The sequence below is a fragment of the Burkholderia sp. EMB26 genome, from assembly GCF_024730645.1.
Taxonomy (GTDB): domain Bacteria; phylum Pseudomonadota; class Gammaproteobacteria; order Burkholderiales; family Burkholderiaceae; genus Burkholderia; species Burkholderia cenocepacia.
On record NZ_CP078070.1, the window covers coordinates 3,099,660 to 3,117,653 of the forward strand.

Annotated in this window: 17 protein-coding genes; 6 read left to right on the forward strand and 11 right to left on the reverse strand. The window is 69.3% G+C overall.

The window, feature by feature from the left end; genetic code table 11:
• Positions 1–32 precede the first annotated feature (32 nt).
• A complete protein-coding gene (locus tag KU887_RS14600) occupies positions 33–1,628 on the reverse strand; it encodes an MDR family MFS transporter (RefSeq protein WP_006497393.1) in 1,596 nt (531 codons plus the stop codon).
• A gap of 106 nt (positions 1,629–1,734) precedes the next feature.
• Here KU887_RS14600 and KU887_RS14605 point away from each other — a divergent pair, with 106 nt between their 5' ends.
• Positions 1,735–2,577, forward strand: coding sequence for an EcsC family protein (locus tag KU887_RS14605; RefSeq protein WP_006497394.1), 843 nt, complete (start codon positions 1,735–1,737; stop codon positions 2,575–2,577).
• Here the strand turns inward: KU887_RS14605 and KU887_RS14610 are convergent.
• The 3 genes from KU887_RS14610 to KU887_RS14620 form a co-directional block, all read right to left on the reverse strand.
• Positions 2,547–3,509, reverse strand: a complete 963-nt coding sequence (locus KU887_RS14610) for an alpha/beta hydrolase (protein WP_006497395.1) — start codon at positions 3,507–3,509, stop codon at positions 2,547–2,549. The two genes, KU887_RS14605 and KU887_RS14610, sit on opposite strands and share 31 nt — an antisense overlap.
• A gap of 89 nt (positions 3,510–3,598) precedes the next feature.
• A complete protein-coding gene (locus KU887_RS14615) occupies positions 3,599–4,033 on the reverse strand; it encodes a CHRD domain-containing protein (RefSeq protein WP_006487921.1) in 435 nt (144 codons plus the stop codon).
• 198 nt (positions 4,034–4,231) lie between these two features.
• Positions 4,232–4,447, reverse strand: coding sequence for a hypothetical protein (locus KU887_RS14620; protein ID WP_249189061.1), 216 nt, complete (start codon positions 4,445–4,447; stop codon positions 4,232–4,234).
• A 75-nt stretch (positions 4,448–4,522) separates the two neighbouring features.
• Here KU887_RS14620 and KU887_RS14625 point away from each other — a divergent pair, with 75 nt between their 5' ends.
• Positions 4,523–5,524, forward strand: coding sequence for a hypothetical protein (locus tag KU887_RS14625; protein WP_012492412.1), 1,002 nt, complete (start codon positions 4,523–4,525; stop codon positions 5,522–5,524).
• Between the two features lie 30 nt (positions 5,525–5,554).
• Here KU887_RS14625 and KU887_RS14630 read toward each other — a convergent pair whose 3' ends face one another.
• The 3 genes from KU887_RS14630 to KU887_RS14640 form a co-directional block, all read right to left on the reverse strand.
• Positions 5,555–6,328, reverse strand: a complete 774-nt coding sequence (locus tag KU887_RS14630) for a class II aldolase/adducin family protein (RefSeq protein ID WP_006487919.1) — start codon at positions 6,326–6,328, stop codon at positions 5,555–5,557.
• Positions 6,329–6,570: 242 nt separating this feature from the next.
• Positions 6,571–8,193, reverse strand: a complete 1,623-nt coding sequence (locus KU887_RS14635; RefSeq protein WP_006497399.1) for a phospholipase D family protein — start codon at positions 8,191–8,193, stop codon at positions 6,571–6,573.
• 202 nt (positions 8,194–8,395) lie between these two features.
• The gene (locus KU887_RS14640; RefSeq protein ID WP_012492411.1) at positions 8,396–9,112 is read right to left on the reverse strand and encodes a FadR/GntR family transcriptional regulator; all 717 of its coding nucleotides are present in this window, start codon (positions 9,110–9,112) and stop codon (positions 8,396–8,398) included.
• 128 nt (positions 9,113–9,240) lie between these two features.
• Between KU887_RS14640 and KU887_RS14645 the strand changes: the two genes are divergently transcribed.
• The 4 genes from KU887_RS14645 to KU887_RS14660 are packed head-to-tail and all read left to right on the forward strand — an operon-like array spanning position 9,241 to position 13,951.
• On the forward strand, positions 9,241–10,038 hold the full coding sequence (locus tag KU887_RS14645; RefSeq protein WP_058901806.1) for a (Fe-S)-binding protein: 798 nt from the start codon (positions 9,241–9,243) through the stop codon (positions 10,036–10,038).
• Complete coding sequence (locus KU887_RS14650; protein ID WP_077055788.1) at positions 10,035–10,760, forward strand: lactate utilization protein C; 726 nt, start codon at positions 10,035–10,037, stop codon at positions 10,758–10,760. Before KU887_RS14645 ends, KU887_RS14650 begins: the two co-directional genes overlap by 4 nt.
• A complete protein-coding gene (locus KU887_RS14655) occupies positions 10,757–12,202 on the forward strand; it encodes a LutB/LldF family L-lactate oxidation iron-sulfur protein (protein ID WP_258250445.1) in 1,446 nt (481 codons plus the stop codon). Before KU887_RS14650 ends, KU887_RS14655 begins: the two co-directional genes overlap by 4 nt.
• 48 nt (positions 12,203–12,250) lie before the next feature.
• Entirely contained in the window at positions 12,251–13,951 is a 1,701-nt protein-coding gene (locus KU887_RS14660; RefSeq protein WP_060214820.1) for a lactate permease LctP family transporter, read from the forward strand.
• 111 nt (positions 13,952–14,062) lie between these two features.
• Here the strand turns inward: KU887_RS14660 and KU887_RS14665 are convergent, their stop codons facing one another.
• The 4 genes from KU887_RS14665 to fabG all read right to left on the reverse strand — a co-directional run bounded on the left by KU887_RS14665 (position 14,063) and on the right by fabG (position 17,993).
• Positions 14,063–14,824: a M48 family metalloprotease gene (locus KU887_RS14665; protein WP_006477817.1), complete on the reverse strand. Its 762-nt coding sequence runs from the start codon at positions 14,822–14,824 to the stop codon at positions 14,063–14,065.
• A 202-nt stretch (positions 14,825–15,026) separates the two neighbouring features.
• A complete protein-coding gene (locus tag KU887_RS14670; protein WP_059720728.1) occupies positions 15,027–15,809 on the reverse strand; it encodes a glycosyltransferase family 2 protein in 783 nt (260 codons plus the stop codon).
• Between the two features lie 125 nt (positions 15,810–15,934).
• Positions 15,935–17,239 carry an endoribonuclease L-PSP gene (locus KU887_RS14675; RefSeq protein WP_258250446.1) on the reverse strand — a complete coding sequence of 435 codons (1,305 nt, stop codon included), beginning with the start codon at positions 17,237–17,239 and terminating at the stop codon, positions 15,935–15,937.
• Between the two features lie 37 nt (positions 17,240–17,276).
• Positions 17,277–17,993: a 3-oxoacyl-ACP reductase FabG gene (gene fabG / locus KU887_RS14680; protein ID WP_258250447.1), complete on the reverse strand. Its 717-nt coding sequence runs from the start codon at positions 17,991–17,993 to the stop codon at positions 17,277–17,279.
• Position 17,994 lies beyond the last annotated feature (1 nt).

Below are 17,994 nucleotides of genomic sequence, written 5' to 3' on the forward strand. Positions count from 1 at the left end.
TGAGTCGTCGAATCGCTCGATCGCCTGACCGGTCAGTCGGCCGCGACGTGCGGTTCGATCTTGCGCCGCAGCGCGATCGGCGGCACGCGACGGCACTGCCACACCGACACCACGGCGACGACGGCCGCCATCGCGACCCCCAGGTGAATCGCGCCGACCAGCGATTCGCGGGCCGCTTCCAGCAGCAGCGCGCCATTATGCCCGGCACGCGTCAACTCCGCGACGAGACCGCCCTGCGCCGCGCGATCGATCAGGATCTGCGGATCGGCGAGCCGCGCGTGCCACTGCATCGCGTGGTCGGCCGACAGCGCGTTGCGCACACCGCTCGAATACATCTGGTTGACGAGCGTGCCCGTCAGCGCGGTGCCCAGCATCCCGCCGACCATCCGCAGCGACTGCAAGAGCGCCGTCGCGATGCCGAGATGCTCGCGGCCGGCCGTCTGCTGCGCGAACACGGTGAGGTTCGGCAACACGAAACCGAGCCCGATGCCGCCTGCGACCATCAGCGCCATCAGCATCCAGGCCGGCGTCGTGTGGGTCGCCACGACGATGCCCGCGCACGCGACGGCGAACAGCACGAAGCCGACGTGCAGCATTGCGTTCGGGTTGCGGATGCGCGTGACGACGCGGCCGTTCATGATGCTGCCGATCGTGATGAACACGACGAGCGGCGTGATCACGAGCCCGGCCTCCTTCGGCGACATCCCGAAGCCGCCCTGGAACAGCAGCGGCGCGTAGAACAGCAGCGAGAACATCGAGAAACCGGCGAGGATCGCGAGCACGAACAGCGCCGACAGCGCACGGTTGCCGAACATGTCGAACGGCAAAATCGGTTGCGCGCAGCGTTTCTCCCAGTGCCACAGGCCGACGCCCGCCGCGACCGAGACGACGAGCAGCAGCGACGCCCAGCTCATGACGCCGTACTTCGGCAGCCATTCGACGAACAGTTGCAGCGCACCGAGCGACAGCGCGATCAAGAGCGCGCCCGGCCAGTCGAGCCGCATCTTGCGATCGTGTTCGACGTGGCGCAGGTGCGGCAGGTAGCGCCACACGAAAATCAGCGACAGGATGCCGATCGGCAGGTTGACGTAGAACACCGAGCGCCAGCCGAACGACTGGGTCAGGAACCCGCCGAGCGACGGGCCGACCGCGTTCGCGATGCCGAACGCGGAACTCATCAGCACCTGCCAGCGCAGCCGCACGACGGAATCGGGGAACAGATCGGGAATGCACGCGAACGCGGTGCCGACCAGCATCCCGCCGCCGATTCCCTGCAGTCCGCGCGCGAGCACGAGGGTCAGCATGTCGTTGGCCATCCCGCACAGCACCGACGCGCCGGTGAACACGACGATCGACGCGATCACGAACGGCTTGCGGCCGTAATAGTCGCCGAGCCGGCCGAAGATCGGCACCGTGATCACGGAACTGAGCAGGTACGAGGTCGCGACCCACGCGTACAGGTCGAAGCCGCGGAGTTCGGCGACGATGGTCGGCAGCGCCGTGCCGACGACCGTCTGGTCCAGCGCGACCAGCATGGTGACGAACGAGATCCCGATCATCGCCAGCAGCGACTCGCGGAACGGCAGGACTTGCCCGCTCGAATGGTGGGCGGCGGTGTGAACGGCCATTTTTTGTCGATGCAACTTTTGCCGAGTCAAAGAATCTCAAAATTCTAGCATGCCGGAGTAATCTAGGCTGGCGATGGTTCAGGGCCCGCTCAGGCCAAGGAGAAAGATGGAACCGATTTCAATCACCCCCGCGACGGCGCTGTCGCCGGAGGATCGGGACGCGCTGCGGCGCGCGAAACAGGTGCTGGAAAGCCCGTCGCTGACGATGAAGCTGACGGGCGTGCTCGGCGCGCCGGTCGAGAAGATGATCGCGCGGCTGCCGGACTTCGCGACCGGCAAGATCAACGACGCGACGCAGCTCGCGCTGCGCAAGTGCCTGAACATCGCGCTGCGCACGCTCGGCAAGCCGCAGGCGCCGGACGCGGAGCCCGAGAAACCCAGTAACCTGCTGCACAAGCTCGCGGTCGCGACGACCGGCGCGGCGGGCGGCGCGTTCGGTTTTCTCGCGCTGCCGGTCGAGCTGCCGGTGACGACCACGCTGATCTTCCGCTCGGTGTGCGACATCGCGCGCAGCGAGGGCGAGGACCTGACGTCGGTCGATACGCAGTTGCAGTGCCTGGCCGTGCTCGGCATGGGCGGCAACCCGGACAAGCAGGAGGAAGACGCCGATCTCGGCTATTTCGTGCTGCGCGGCGCGCTCGCGCAGGCGATCTCGAAGGCGTCGTCGGACATCACGGCGAAAGGCATCGCCGCGCACAGCTCGGCGGCCGTGTTCAAGCTCGTGCAGACGGTGGCCTCGCGCTTCTCGGTGCAGGTGACCGAACAGATGGCCGCGAAGTCGATCCCGGCGATCGGCGCCGTGCTCGGCGCGACCGTCAACACGCTGTTCATCGACCACTTCCAGCAGATGGCGCACGGCCACTTCACCGTGCGCCGGCTCGAACGCAAGTACGGCTCGGTGGCCGTCAAGGCCGCCTATCAGGCGATCGACGCCTCGCCCACGCGCTGAACCGCGCGCTCGACCGCGACGCGGCGCAGGAACGCGGCCGCGCGATCGAGCGCGTCGCGCGCTTCCGGCACCATCGGTGCGTACAGCTGCCACACGTGCGGCATGTCGGGCCACACCTCGATTTCGACCTGAACGCCGGCCGCCTTTGCCTTCTCGGCGACGCGGCGTGAATCGTCGAGCAGCACTTCTGTGCTGCCGGCCTGGATGTACAGCGGCGGCAGGCCCGTGAAGTCCGCGTAGAGCGGCGATGCGTACGGATTCGTCGCGGGCTCGTCGCCGAGATACAGCTTCGCCGCCTTCGGCAGCGCCGCGGCCGCGAACATCGGATCGACGCCGTCGTTGCTGCGCATCGTGCCGCCGGTGCCGGCCAGGTCGGTCCACGGCGAGAACAGGATCGCGCCGGCCGGCAGCGGCTCGCCGCGATCACGCAGCGCGACGAGCGTCGCGAGCGCGAGGCCGCCGCCCGCCGAATCGCCGCCGAGCACGATCGATTCGGGCGGCGTGCCGAGCGCCAGCAGTTGCCGATAGGCGGCGAGCGCATCGTCGAGCGCGGCGGGGAAACGGTTTTCGGGTGCGAGCCGGTAGTCGAGCGAGAACGAACGGACGCCCGCGCGCTTCGTCAGGCCGAACACCAGTGGTCGGTGGGTCTTCGTCGAACAGAAGTAGTAACCGCCGCCGTGGAAATACAGCAGCGTACGGCCGGGCCCGCGGCCCGCGCCCGTGTCGGTGCGCTCGAGCCATTCGCCGCGCAGCGGCGCGTCCCCGGCGCCATAGCACTGCCGCAGCCGGTAGCCCGACGGCGGGCGGCGCGGCACGAACATCCGCAGGTCGGTGAAGCGCCGGGCACGCGCGGGGTCGAGCACCTCGCGCATGGTTTCCGGACGAAACTGCCAGCGCAGCAGCCAGCAGGCGAACTTGCTTTGCCAACTCATCGGACGCACTCCGTCATCGCAGTGTGACGATGGTACGTGCGAACGCTCCCGCGTCGCTCGACAGGTGCCTCTATATCAAACGCCGGCGCTCAGTTCGCCGGCATCACCTGGCCGCGGATCTCGCCGGACGGGTGTTCCTTCGTATGAATGTTGAAGTACCACTTGCCGCCCATCAGGTCGGTGACCTGCGCGTCGGTGAGCGCCTTCGAACCCTTGATCGGGCTCGCCAGCTCGTCCTTCGGAATCGGCACCTGCACGCCGGCGTTCTGGCCGACCGGCGCGGGCCCGTGGAAATGCGCGGCCGTGGCCGGCCCCGTGAGGTGTTCGTAAGTGACCGTCCACTGCAGCATGTGGGTGGCCGTGTCGTAGGTGGCGGCGACGGCGCCCGAGCCCTTGGTCGCCGTCGGCGGCACTTCGCTCGACGGCTGCAGGCTGGCGGACAGGCGCACCGTTTCGGCAGCGGCGCTGCCGGCCGCCAGCACGCCCGCGCATAACGCGACCTGGAGCAAACGCAGCTTGAGCATGGATTCTCCTTGTACGACGTGGTACGCCGCCCGGGCGGCGGCGTCACCCGTGATGGTAGTCGATCGGCGCCCGCTCCGGCAGCCTGCCGAAACCTGGAAGAGACCTTTGCAGCACGGCCCCTGAATCCGTGCACGGGCTTTCGCTACACTTCGTTTCACAGTTGCTTGTTTCCTTCGTCCGAAGGAGTCTGCGAGTATTCACGCGGCCACCCCGGCCGCGTTTTTTTTGTGTGTCTCGAACGGCAAGCGGAATGCCGCGCGCGAACGCCGCGCTTTGGCCCTGCTCATCATCAAGCAGGACGAATCATGCTTCGTCGCGCACACGTCGCGATCGAAACGCGTGTCGACCAGTACCGCAACCCGCATGTTGTCCCGATGTGCGTAATACGTTATTGCGCGCAGCCGGGTCGACACGTGTTTTCGTGCGCAGGACAATGACCGCGTGTTGTCGTGACTGGAAAGAAGTGAACCGTGCCGGCCCGTCTCCCGATGCCCTGCCCGACCCGCCCCGCCCGTGTCCGCCCGCTGGTGGCCGGTCTCTGCTCCGTCGCCGCGCTCTACGGCGCGCCCGCCGACGCACAGGAATTCGCGCTGTTCACCGGCCCGCTGTGGGGTGGCGGCCAACGCACGTATTCCTGGGCGTTCGATTACCAGGAAGGCTTGAGCCCGCATACCGCGCTCGGCTTCACGTGGTACAACGAAGGGCACATTCCGAATCATCACCGCGACGGCCAGGCAGTGCAGTTCTGGGGCCGCGTGCCGCTCGCGAACCGCCGCCTGGTGCTGTCGGCCGGCGCGGGCCCGTATCGCTACTTCGACACGGTGCCGGCCGCCGAAGGCCGCGGCTACTCGAATACGCATGGCTGGGGCGTGCTGATGAGCGTGCGCGCCGCGTACTACACGTCGCACCGCTGGATCGCGCAGCTTCAGGTCAACCGCGCGCAGGTGTTCGGCGGGCCCGACACGACGTCGGTGATGTTCGGCGTCGGCTATCAGCTCGATGCGCCCGACACGCCGGGCCCGCGCGACACCGCGTTGCCGCGCACGCGCAAGGTCACGCACAACGAAGTCACGGCGATGCTCGGCGAGACGATTCTGAACAGCCGCTCATCGCCGTCGACGCTCGGCGGCAGCATCGAATACCGGCGCGGCCTCACGCGTTCGCTCGACTGGACCGCGACGTGGATGTACGAAGGCGCGAAGCAGTCGGTTCGCCGCAACGGGATCGCGTCCGAGCTGTGGCTCACGCGCGCGTTCCTGAACGACAAGGTCACGCTGTCGGCCGGGGCCGGCGCGTATTTCACCGTCAACCAGCGCAACCGCGAAGGCCAGCCGGGCCCGGGTGACGGCCGGTTCTCCGGCATCGTGTCGATCTCGGCCAGTTACCGGATCTCCGACCGCTGGCTCACGCGCGTCACCTGGAACCGCGTGGTCACGCGCTACGACCGCGACACCGACGTGATCCAGGCCGGCGTCGGCTACCGGTTCTAGCCCGGTGCCCTCACCGGGCTACCGCCCGCGTCACGCGCGGTAGCCCGGATCGATCCGGTCGACGATACGCTGCAGCGCGTCGAACGCGTCCTGTCCCGCGCCATGCTTCGGATCGAAATTCAGCGAATCGCGCACGCACCCTTCGAGCACCGGCGGCGCGATCGGCAATGCGTCGCCGATCGCATGCGTCGCGACCTGCACCTCGCATGCGCGGTTGAGCAGCCACATCAGCGAAAACGTCTGCGCGAGCGTCGCGCCGATCGTCACCGGTCCGTGGTTGCGCAACAGCAGCACGGGCCGCCCGCCCGCACTCCCGACGATGCGCCGGCCTTCCTCGAGATGCACGGTGATGCCTTCGAAGTCGTGATACGCGATCTTCCCGTACAGCTGCGCCGAATAGAAATTCGAGAACGACAGCCCGTCGCGCGAACAGCACACGGCCATCGTCGGCGTCGTGTGCACGTGCATCACGCAGTGCGCATCGGGCAGCGCCGCATGGATCGCGCTGTGGAACGTGAAGCCGGCCGGATTGATCGGCCAGTCGGAATGACCGATCACGTTGCCGTCGATGTCGATCTTCACGAGATTCGACGCGCATACCTCGCGGTAATGGAGCCCGAACGGGTTGATCAGGAAATGACCGTCCTCGCCCGGCACGCGCAACGAGATGTGGTTGTAGATCAGCTCGGTCCAGCCCAGATGATCGAAGATGCGGTAGGCGGCCGCGAGCTGCACCCGCGCCTGCCATTCGGCTTCGGAGAAGCGCGCGGGACGCGTGAACGGCTGGTTCGGTACACGTTGCATGAGGAACTCCGGTTGCGGGGCGCGCGGCCCCGGGGCGAATGGCGGCGCGCATCGTCCATCGTGTGCCGGCGCCGCGCGCGGTGCGTACACGCCCGTGCGGCGGCACGCCGTTCGCGCGTTCCCGCCCGCATGGTGCGAGCGGACCGGCGGCACCCTCACGATTCACATATCGTTGCGCACACAACCATATCACCTTTCCCCACGCACCGGTATCGCGGGTTTTGCCGGGGCCGTTCCCGCCCTTACAACTGGTCGTCGACCGGCAGCAGCGTGAAGATGCCCGTCATCACGTTGCGCAGCAGCCCCGCATGCGGGTCGACGTGATAGGTGGTGGGCTGGCCGCCGTCGGTGCCCGTCCATTCGAGCGCGGGCGGGCTGCCGTCGGTCCGCTTCGCGAGCGTGACGCGGTAGCTTTCGTCCGGCTGCGTCACGCGCGCGAAGATCGCCGCGGCCTGCTGCGCGAGCACCGGGCTGTGGATCACGAGCGCGAGCTCGGTGTTCAGGTACGCTGAACGCGGGTCGAGGTTCAGCGAGCCGATCACGAGGATTTGCCGGTCGATCACGTACGCCTTCGCATGCAGGCTCGCGCGCGAGCGCGAACCGAACAGCCGCGCGGGCTGCTGGTCCGGCTGCGACTTGAACTCGTACAGCTCGACGCCGCGCTGCAGCAACGGCACGCGATACGGCGCATAGCCGGCCTGCACCGCGACCGCGTCGGTCGCCGCGAGCGAATTCGTGACGATCGCGACGCGCACGCCGCGCGCGGTCGTGTCGCCGAGGATCTTCACACCGGCGTCGTGCGGCACGAAGTACGGCGAGAACGCGAGGAATTCCTTCTGCGCGCCGCGCGTCAGCTCGGCCAGCCGCTGCATCGGCGGGCTCACGTAGGTGCCGGTCGGCCGCGCGACCTTGTCCGGCGCATCGACCTCGAATTCGGCCGGCGCCCACACGAGCTCGAGTTCGTCGCGCGCGATCTGCCGGGCGAGCGGCGTCGCGTTCAGCGGTTTCGCGTTGTACGGATCGGCGTTCTTGCGCCAGTGGTCGCGCAGCTCGTCGCGCATCGCGTCGAGATCCTTCGGATCGAACGTCTGATGATTGAGCACGCGCAACGGATAGCTGCTCGCGCTCGCCCAGTAGTCGTCGAAGCTCTTCGAGATGTCGTTCGTCACCGGGCCGGCCGCGAGCACGTCGAGATCGCGGAACTGCAGCGTCGGGCTCGCGCTGAAGTATTCGTCGCCGAGATTGCGGCCGCCGACGATCGCGATCTGGTTGTCGGCGATCATCGCCTTGTTGTGCATCCGGCGCGTGAAGCTGTCGATCCGCGTGAAGAAGTTGGTCGTGCGCTCGACCATGCCGCGCTGCGACGCGCCGAACGGGTTGAACACGCGGATCTCGATGTTCCGGTGCGTATTCAGCGCGGCCATCACGCGGTCGATATCGTCGAAGTTCAGGTCGTCGACCAGCATCCGCACGCGTACGCCACGATCGGCCGCGTACAGCGCGGCGCCGAGCAGCAGCTTGCCGGTCGTATCCTCGGTCGCGATGTAGTACTGCATGTCGAGCGTCTTCGTCGCCGCTCGCGCGAGCGCGATGCGCATCTGCAACGCGATGGCGCCGTCGGCCAGCAGCCGGAAGCCCGACTGCCCCGGATGCGCGGCTTCCGGCGCGGCCAGCGCATCGCGCAGCGGCGTCGCGGTATCGGCGGACAACGCGTGGGAGACCGGGCGATCGAGCGAGGTGGCGGGCGGATGCGTCGCGCACGCGGCGAGCGGCAGCAGCGCGCAGACGACCAGCGCGCGGGCCTGGCGGCAGGCGGCGCGCCACGACAGCGCGACCGGTGCGCGCCGGATCAAGGACGTGAGCACGGAAGCTTCCTCGACAGTCGGATCAATGGGCACGTCATCGCCGCGGCGCGCGGCTGACAAGCGGTTCCGGTCGATTCTAGTAGGCGCCCGACGAACCGGTCAATCGCGCGGGCCGCGCAGCCGCACCGCGCGCCGGGCAGGGTGGCGCGCGATGCGCGACCGGCCGCCGCGCGGGCTGCCGCCGTCACTGGTCCGACCAATCTCACGACGTATCGCCGCTGCGTTCGAAATGGCTGCGCACGTAGTCGATATGCGTCTGCATCGCGGTGCGCGCCTCCTCGGGCCGCTGCGCGCAGATCGCCTCGCACACGACCCGGTGCTGCAGCAAGAGCAACTCGGATGCCTGCTCGTCCTCCATCGTCATCCCGGCCACGTTGATCGAAATGTGCTCGCGCAACATTCCGATCACGCTCGTATGCAGGTGCAGGAACATCGTGTTGTGCGACGCGAGCGCGATCGCCTCGTGCAGCTTCGCGTCGGTCGCGGCCTCGACGGCCGCGTCGTCGTTCGCGTGCGCGGTTTCGAGCTCGCGCAGCAGCGCGCGGATCCGGCGCCGGTCGTTCGCATCGGCCCGCAGCGCGGCGAAATAGGCGGTCGCCCCTTCCAGCACGCGGCGGAATTCGAGGATGTCGTCGCGCAGCGCCGGATGATCGGCGACCAGCTGGCCCCACGGCGACGCGATGCCGGCGCGCAACTGGTCCGTCGCGTAGACGCCCGCGCCGCGCCGGCTCTGCAGCAGCCCGCGCGCGACGAGCCGCTGGGTCGCCTCGCGCACCGTATTGCGCGCGACGCCGTACTGCTGCGCGAGCACGCGCTCGGCCGGCAGCCGCGCGCCGGCCGGCCACGTGCCGTCGAGCAGCGCCGTCTCGATCTTGCGCATCACCACTTCGGTCCGGCCCCGTGCCGTCATCGCTGCCATCGTCGCGTCTCCCCGCGGAATGCGTGCCGCGCCGATTGGCCCAACCAATTTGAGCTACGGCGCGGACGCGGGAATTATGCAGCGAAATCGACGCTCCGCATGCCGGGCCGTCGCCTCTGGAGCGAGACATGAACCCAAGGCCGTACCCCACCGCCCCCGCGCACGTCTATCTGTTCGCGACCTGCCTGGTCGACCTGTTCGTCCCCGAAGCGGGGCTCGACGCGGTCCGCCTGCTGGAACGCGAGGGCCTGACGGTCCACTATCCACGCGGCCAGAGCTGCTGCGGGCAACCGGCCTACAGCAGCGGCAACCCCGACGAAGCGCGCCGCGTCGCGGCCGCGCAGCTCGACCTGTTCGCGCAACCGTGGCCGGTGATCGTGCCGTCCGGCTCGTGCGCGGGCATGATCCGGCACCACTGGCCGGCGCTGTTCGCCGACGATCCCGTTCACGGCCCGAAGGCGCGCGCGATCGCGGAGCGGACCTACGAACTCGCCGAATTCCTCGTCCACGTGCTCGACGTACGGCTCGACGCGATCGCGACCGGCGCCGGGCCCGACGAACGCGTCGTGCTGCACACGTCGTGCGCGGCGCGGCGCGAGATGGGCACGCGCGTGCACGGCGTCGCGCTCGTCGACGCGCTGCCGGGTGTGACGCGCATCGAACACGAACGCGAGTCCGAATGCTGCGGCTTCGGCGGCACGTTCTCGCTGAAGCATCCGGACATCTCCGGCGCGATGGTGCGCGACAAGGTCGCGTCGGCCTGCGCGACCGGCTGCGACCGGCTCGTGTCGGCGGACTGCGGCTGCCTGCTGAACATCGGCCACGCCGCGGCCAAGGCCGGCGCGCCGCTGCCGGTCGAGCATCTCGCGAGCTTCCTGTGGCGCCGCACGGCCGGCGCCGGCTCGCTGCGCGGAGAGTCGCAATGAGCGCGCGCAACGCGATCCTCGCGCGGCTGCGCGCGGCCGCCCCGGGTGTCGCGACGAACGCGGCCGCTGCACTCGACGCGCGCATCGACACACACTACGCGGCACGGCGTACGCGAGTCGCGCCCGATCCTCTTGCACTCGCGCAGACGATGCAGACCGCGCTCGCCGCCTCGCACGCGGACGTCTGGTGCGCGAGCGCCGACGCATGGCCCGCGCAGCTGGCCGCGCGGCTCGCCGACGCCGGCGTGCGCCGCCTGCTGCTCGACCCGGCCCGCGCCGAATCCGCGGCGCTCGCCCGCGCGCTGCCCGAGACGGTCGCACCCGTACCGTTCGACCGGCCGATCGACGCATGGAAGGCCGAACTGTTCGACACGATCGACGCCGGCTTCACCGTCGCGCGCTCGGGCATCGCGGCCACCGGCACCGTCGTGCTCGCGCCCGATGCCGGCACGCCGCGCACGGTGTCGCTGGTGCCGCCGCTGCACATCGCGCTCGTTCACGCGAACACGGTGCATGCGGACCTGCACGCCGCCGTGCACGCGGAACGCTGGCAAGCCGGCATGCCGACCAATCTCGTGCTGGTATCGGGCCCGTCGAAGACGTCCGACATCCAGCAGACGCTCGCCTATGGCGCACACGGCCCGCGCCGCCTGTGGGTCGTGATCGTCACCGATTCGGCCGCGCCGCCGGCCGCCCCCGCCTGCGAGGACCTGCCGCGATGAGCAACCACCCGCTGCAATTCGTCGCCCCCGGCGACTTCAAGACCCGTGCGCGCGCCGCGCTCGACGATCCGGCGCTGCGCCAGAGCTTTCGCGGCGCGATGGACTTCCTGCAGGGCAAGCGTGCGACGCAGTTCCCCGACGACACCGAGCTGCAACGGTTGCGCGATCTCGGCGAAGCCGTGCGGCAGCATGCGCTCGCGCAACTGCCCGTGCTGCTCGAACGGCTGGAGACGAAGCTCACCGAAGCCGGCGTGCACGTGCACTGGGCCGAGACCGCCGCCGACGCGAACGCGATCGTGCTCGGCATCGCGCAGGCAAAGAAGGCGCGCCGCGTGATCAAGGGCAAGTCGATGGCGAGCGAGGAAATCGAGCTGAACCATTACCTCGCGGAGCACGGCGTCGACTGCATCGAATCCGACATGGGCGAATTCATCGTGCAGCTCGCGGGCGAAAAGCCGTCGCATATCGTGATGCCGGCGATCCACAAGACCCGCGGCGACATCGCCGAACTGTTCGCGGCGCACCTGCCCGGCACGCGCTACACGGAAGACGTCGACGAACTGATCCAGACCGGCCGGCGCGCGCTGCGCCGTGCGTTCGCCGAAGCCGACATCGGCCTGTCGGGCGTGAACTTCGCGGCCGCCGACACGGGCACGCTGTGGCTCGTCGAGAACGAAGGCAACGGCCGCCTGTCGACGACGGTGTCCGACACGCACGTGGCGATCATGGGAATCGAGAAGGTCGTCGAGAAGCTCGAGCACATCGTGCCGCTGTCGAGCCTGCTCACGCGCTCGGCCACCGGCCAGGCGATCACGACCTACTTCAACCTGATCTCCGGCCCGCGCCGCGACGGCGAACGCGACGGCCCGCGCGAGCTGCATCTCGTGCTGCTCGACAACGGCCGCACGCAGGCGTACGCGGACGAACAACTGCGCGCGACGCTGCAGTGCATCCGCTGCGGCGCGTGCATGAATCACTGCCCCGTCTATACGCGCATCGGCGGCCACGCGTACGGCACGACCTACCCGGGCCCGATCGGCAAGATCATCTCGCCGCACCTGCTCGGCCTCGACGCGACGGCCGACCTGCCGACCGCGTCGACGCTGTGCGGCGCCTGCGGCGAGGTGTGCCCGGTGCGGATCCCGATCCCGCAACTGCTCGTGCGGCTGCGCACCGAAGCGAACCGCAAGCCCGACGAGCCGGTCGCGCATCCGTTGCGCGGCCAGGGCGCGAACTACCACCGCGCGGAAGAACTCGTGTGGCGCTTCTGGTCGGGTGCGTTCGCGCATCCGCGTGCGTACCGCGCCTTCCGCTGGACCGCGACGCGCCTGCGCGCGCTGACGCCCGCGAAACAGATGGGCTGGACGCAGCACCGCACGCCGCTCGAACCGGCGCCGCGCAGCCTGTCCGACCTGCTGCGCGCACGCGGCCAGCCCGAATAGCACCCGCTTTCAAACCCGTACCCCGATAAATCCATGGAGGAGACACCCATGCAGGTTTGGCACCAGATCTACACCCCGCTCGGCAGCCTCGGGCTGTCGGCGTTCGTCGCCGCGATTCCGATCATCTTCTTTTTCGTCGCGCTGGCCGCGCTGCGGATGAAGGGCCACGTCGCGGCCGCGATCACGCTGCTGTTGTCGCTCGGCGTCGCGATTCTCGCGTACGGGATGCCCGTGCCGCAGGCGCTCGCGGCCGCCGGCTTCGGCTTCGCGTACGGCCTGTGGCCGATCGCGTGGATCATCGTCGCGGCCGTGTTCCTGTACAAGATCGTCGTGAAGACCGGCCAGTTCGACATCATCCGCGCGTCCGTGCTGTCGATCACCGACGACCAGCGCCTGCAAATGCTGCTGATCGGCTTCTCGTTCGGCGCGTTCCTCGAAGGCGCGGCCGGCTTCGGCGCGCCCGTCGCGATCACCGCCGCGCTGCTCGTCGGCCTCGGCTTCAAGCCGCTGCACGCGGCCGGGCTGTGCCTGATCGCGAACACCGCGCCGGTCGCGTTCGGCGCGATGGGCATCCCGATCATCGTCGCCGGGCAGGTGACGGGCATCGATGCGTTCCACATCGGCGCGATGGCCGGCCGCCAGTTGCCGCTGCTGTCGCTCGCGGTGCCGTTCTGGCTCGTGTTCATGATGGACGGGCTGCGCGGCGTGCGGCAGACCTGGCCGGCCGCGCTCGTGGCGGGCGGCAGCTTCGCGGTGACGCAGTACTTCACGTCGAACCACATCGGGCCCGAGCTGCCGGACATCACGTCGTCGCTCGTCAGCCTCGTCGCGCTCGCCGCGTTCCTGAAGGTCTGGCAGCCGAGCCGCGCGAAGCAGACGGCGGGCGGCATCGTCGCGTCCGGCGGCGGTGCGGCGCTCGCGGGGTTCGGTACAGGCGGCAACGGCTCCGGCACGAGCCGCCAGCCGTCGCCGTACACGCTCGCGCAGACCGTGCGCGCGTGGTCGCCGTTCCTGATCCTGACGGCCGTCGTCACCGTGTGGAGCATCGCACCGTTCAAGGCGCTGTTCGCCGCGCACGGCGCGCTCGCGTCGACCGTGCTGAAATTTCACGTGGCCGGGCTCGACCAGCTCGTCGTGAAGACCGCGCCGATCGCCGCGACGCCGAAGGCGCTCGACGCGGTGCTGAAGATCGATCTCGTGTCGGCGGTCGGCAGCGCGATTCTCGTGACCGCGCTGATCTCGATGGCGCTGTTGCGGATGAAGCCGCGCGACGCCTGCGTCACGTTCGGCGAGACGCTGACTGAACTGACGCGCCCGATCCTGTCGATCGGCCTCGTGCTCGCGTTCGCGTTCGTCGCGAACTACTCGGGGATGTCGTCGACGCTCGCGCTGATGCTGGCCGGGACCGGCGCCGCGTTCCCGTTCTTCTCGCCGTTCCTCGGCTGGCTCGGCGTGTTCCTGACCGGCTCGGACACGTCGTCGAACGCGCTGTTCTGCTCGCTGCAGCAGGCCACCGCCCATCAGCTCGGCGTGCCGGAGACGCTCGCGGTCGCCGCGAACACGACGGGCGGCGTGACCGCGAAGATGATCTCGCCGCAATCGATCGCGGTCGCGTGCGCGGCGACGGGCCTCGTCGGCAAGGAATCCGAGCTGTTCCGCTTCACGGTGCGGCACAGCCTGCTGTTCGCGGTGATCGTCGGGCTGATCACGCTCGTGCAGGCGTACGTGCTGCCGGGGATGGTGCCGTAAGCGGCGCGCAGGCACGGCCCAAAACAAAACCCCACGCCCGAACCACGAGCGTGGGGTTTTTCATGTCGCTTGCCGATCGCCGGCGCGAACGGCCGGCGCTCCGCCGCGCGATCAGCTGCCCTTCGCGATGCGATCCTGGATGTGCTGCGCGCGGCTCGCCGACGACGGGTGCGAGCTCATCATCGAGCTCTGGCCGCCGTCCATCTGCGCGAGCTTCTGGAAGCCGGTGACGAGGCCCTTCTGGCTCATGCCCTTCTGCTTCATCAGGTCGAACGAGTAGTCGTCGGCCGCGCTTTCCTGCGACTGCGAGAACTGCGCGTTGATGAACTTCTCGGTGATGTCGCCGAGCTGCGAGCTCGACAGTGCCGCCACGCCCGGCGAGGCCGCGCCGGCCGCGCTGCGCGCCGCGCTCACCGCGTATGCGGTCTGCATCGCCTTCTTCGAGTGGCCGAGCGCGACGTGGCCCATTTCATGGCCGATCACGCCGCGCAGCTCGTCGTCGTTCATCATGTCCATCAGGCCGCTGTACACGCGCACGCAGCCATTGCCCATCGCCCACGCGTTGACGTCCTTGGTCAGGTAGACCTTGTAGTTGATCTTCTGGCCGTTCAGCGTCATGTCGCCGAAGCCCTTCATCACCTTCGTCAGGCGCTTCGCGTAGGCGCTGTTCGCCGGCGCGATCTTCGATTCGGCGTCGCTCGACTTGCACGATTCGTTCGACAGCGCGGCGATGTCGCTGTCCGACAGCGTCGCTGCCTTGTACAGGTTGGTCCCCGCCGACGTCAGGCTGTTCGCGTCAAGGCTCTGTACCCCGCCGCATGCGCTCAACAGGAACGCCACGCCACACGCCGCCACCGCTTTCTTGAGTTGCATCCCGGAATCCCTCGATAGTTGTATTTGGGAGCGGCGATTTTGCATAATCCGGCAGAAAATTACCAGATGTTTACATCGGATGACACGTTCATTACTCGGTGGATTGACATGACGCGGCGATCCGGCACCGGATTGGCGACGAAAAGCAGGGTAATCGCCGCACGCGGGGCGGCGACCGCGAAGGAAACGGCCGGCTCTTCGCTCAGGCCGTCTGGTCGTGCCGCCGCGTCAGACGCCGGGCGACCAGCATCGGCAGCCGCATCGCGAAGCCGGCGAACAGGCGCAGGTGCATCCACGCGAGCAGCGCGTTGTCGCGGCCGTAGTGAAAGTGCGACACGCCGCCTTCGTCCCGGCCGAAATAGCGCACCGGCGCGTCGATGCGGATCGGCCGCACGCCGGCCCAGCACAGCCGCACGGCGGCTTCGGGATCGAAGTCGAAGCCGCGCATCCACGGCTGGCGCCGCATGATCGCCGCCAGCGGCGCGACCGGATACACGCGAAAACCGTACAGCGAATCGCCGATCCCGGCCCACAGCGTCTCGAGGTCGGCCCACGCGTTCGACAGCCGGCGCCCCTGCACGCGCAACTGCGGCGCGCTCGCGTCGAACTTCGGCACGCCGAGCACCATCGCGTCGGGCGCGGCCTGCGATGCCGCCATGAAGGCGGGAATCAGGTCGGCCGGATGCTGGCCGTCGGAATCCATCGTCAGCACGTGCGTGAAGCCGCTCGCGGCCGCCGCGTCGAGCCCCGCGAGCACCGCGGCGCCCTTGCCGCGATTCTCCGGCAGCACGATCACGCGCAAGCCGGGATCGCGCTCGGCCATCGCCTGCAGCCGTTCGGCGCTGCCGTCGGTGCTGCCGTCGACGACGACCCACACCGGGTTCCACTGCGCGCGCGCATGGCGCACGGTCGTGTCGACCTTGGCGCCCGGGTTGTAGCTCGGAATCAGGACGAGATGAGTGGGCGACGCGTGCAGCTTGAACATGGAAACAGCCGATGACGAAGACGGGGATCCTGACAAAAGTGTATGACCGGCCGACGAACGCCGGCACGCTTCGTCGACCCCGGCCGCCTGCCCGACCGGTGGCCGGATCGTGAGGCTCTCGCGCTTCATGACAGCCACTCCATCGCATGCCCGGCGCTGGCCTCGATCTCGACCAGCAGGTCGTCGCGGCACACGTCCGCATGCACGAACAGCGGCCGCACGTGAGGACCGGCGGCCTCGCGCAGCACGCGGCCGATCGCGGCCAGCGCCGCGGTGTCGCCTGCATCGCGCACGTAGACGCGATAGCCGAGGTCCGCGAGCGAGAACGGGCCGTGCCCCTGCCGCGCGGCCTGCTCGAGCACCGCCGCGAGGTTCGCGACCGTCTCGCGCGTCTGCGCGACGACGTCGCCGCGATGCACGGTGCGGTGCCCGACGATGCTCGCGGTGCCCGAGACGAACAGCACCGGCGTCGCGTCGCCGTCGGCCCACGCGGCGGCGCGCGCGAACGTCGGCGCGCGCGGGCCGTACTGCGCCGGATAGTGATAGGCGCTCACCTGGCGCGGATTCTCGATGGAATCGGCCGGCGTGCGGCTCGCGAGGAAATGGATCGCGAGCGGCGCGGCCGGCGACGCATCGCCGGCGACCGGCACGACCGAGCCGAGCGCGCACGCGGCCGGCACGCCGCCCGTCAGTGCGCGGCGGCACGCGTCGAACGCCTGCTGACGGCCGATATTGAACTGACGATAGCGCTCGATCCCGAACTGCACCGCATTGATTGCCGGCACGGTGTTCCAGATCCGCAGCGGATGCGGCATGCCCAGCGTATCGAGCAGCTCGAACAGCGCGCGGTACGCGTCGAACGTCGCGCGTTCGAGCGGCGTGCCGCCGTCGCGCGGCGCGTCGTCCGCCGCGTCCGTCTCGTGCACGACGAGGCTGCCGAACACGAGCCCCGCCGCTTCGCTGTAGCGGTAGTGCAGCGCACCGCGCCGTTCGCTGCGCAGGTCGTGCGCATCGCATTGCCACACTTCGCAGACCGCATCGTCCGGTGCGACGTCGGCGCCGAGCAGCGCCATCTGTACCGGTGCGACCGGCAGGCCGGGCGCGGCATCGGTCAGCATCCGCGCCATGGCGGCCGCGCGCGATGCGTCCGGTGTTCCCGCCGCGCCGATGCACACCGCGCCCAGCGCGCCGGGAAACACGCGATCGAATCCGTCAGCCCGGCCGCGCGCATCGTGCAGCAGCGCGACGAGCCTCGCATGGCTCGCCTGGACGAGCCGCAGCGCGCGGCCGCCGCCGTGCGCGAACGGCGCGGCCGCAGGCGCGGCGGCGGGCAACATCGGACACGGACGCCGTTCGGCGTCGACTGGATGCACGGACACTTCGATTTCCTCACGATGCGGCACGGGCCGCGCGATCACGCGGCCCTGCACCGCGTTGCGTTACGTCAGGCCCACGCGGCGCGCTTCGTCATGCGAGCCCGCCGTTGACGGACAACACCTGCCCCGTCACATAGGCCGCGGCGTCGGACACGAGATACGCGACCATCGCCGCGACTTCGTCGGGCCGGCCCGCGCGCTGCGCGGGCACGAGCTGCTTGATGCGTTCGGCGGGAAACGCCTGTTCGGCCATCGGCGACGCGATGATGCCCGGCGCCACCGCGTTCACGGTGATGCCGCGCGACGCGAGCTCCAGCGACAGCGACTTCGTCGCGCCGATCAGCCCCGCCTTCGCGGCCGCGTAGTTGGCCTGCCCGCGATTGCCCGTCACGCCGGCCACCGATGCGATGTTGACGATCCGTCCGCGCCGCGTGCGGATCATCGGCAGCAGCAACGGCTGCGTGACGTTGAAAAAGCCGTTGAGCGTCACGTCGATCACGCTGTGCCATTGCCGGCGCGACATGCCGGCCATCGGCGCGTCGTCGTGGATGCCAGCGTTGTTGACGAGGATCTGCACCGGCGCATCGTCGATGAACGGCTGCAGCGCGGCGAGCGTCGCGTCGGCGTCGGTCACGTCGAACGCGATCGCGTGCGCGGCGCCGCCGGCCGCGACGATCTGCTGCGTGACCGCCTCCGCCTGCGCGAGATGGCGGTTCGCATGCACCCACACTTCATGGCCGGCCTGCGCGAGCGCCGTGCAGATCGCCTGCCCCAGCACACCGCTGCCGCCCGTCACGAGCGCCCGCATC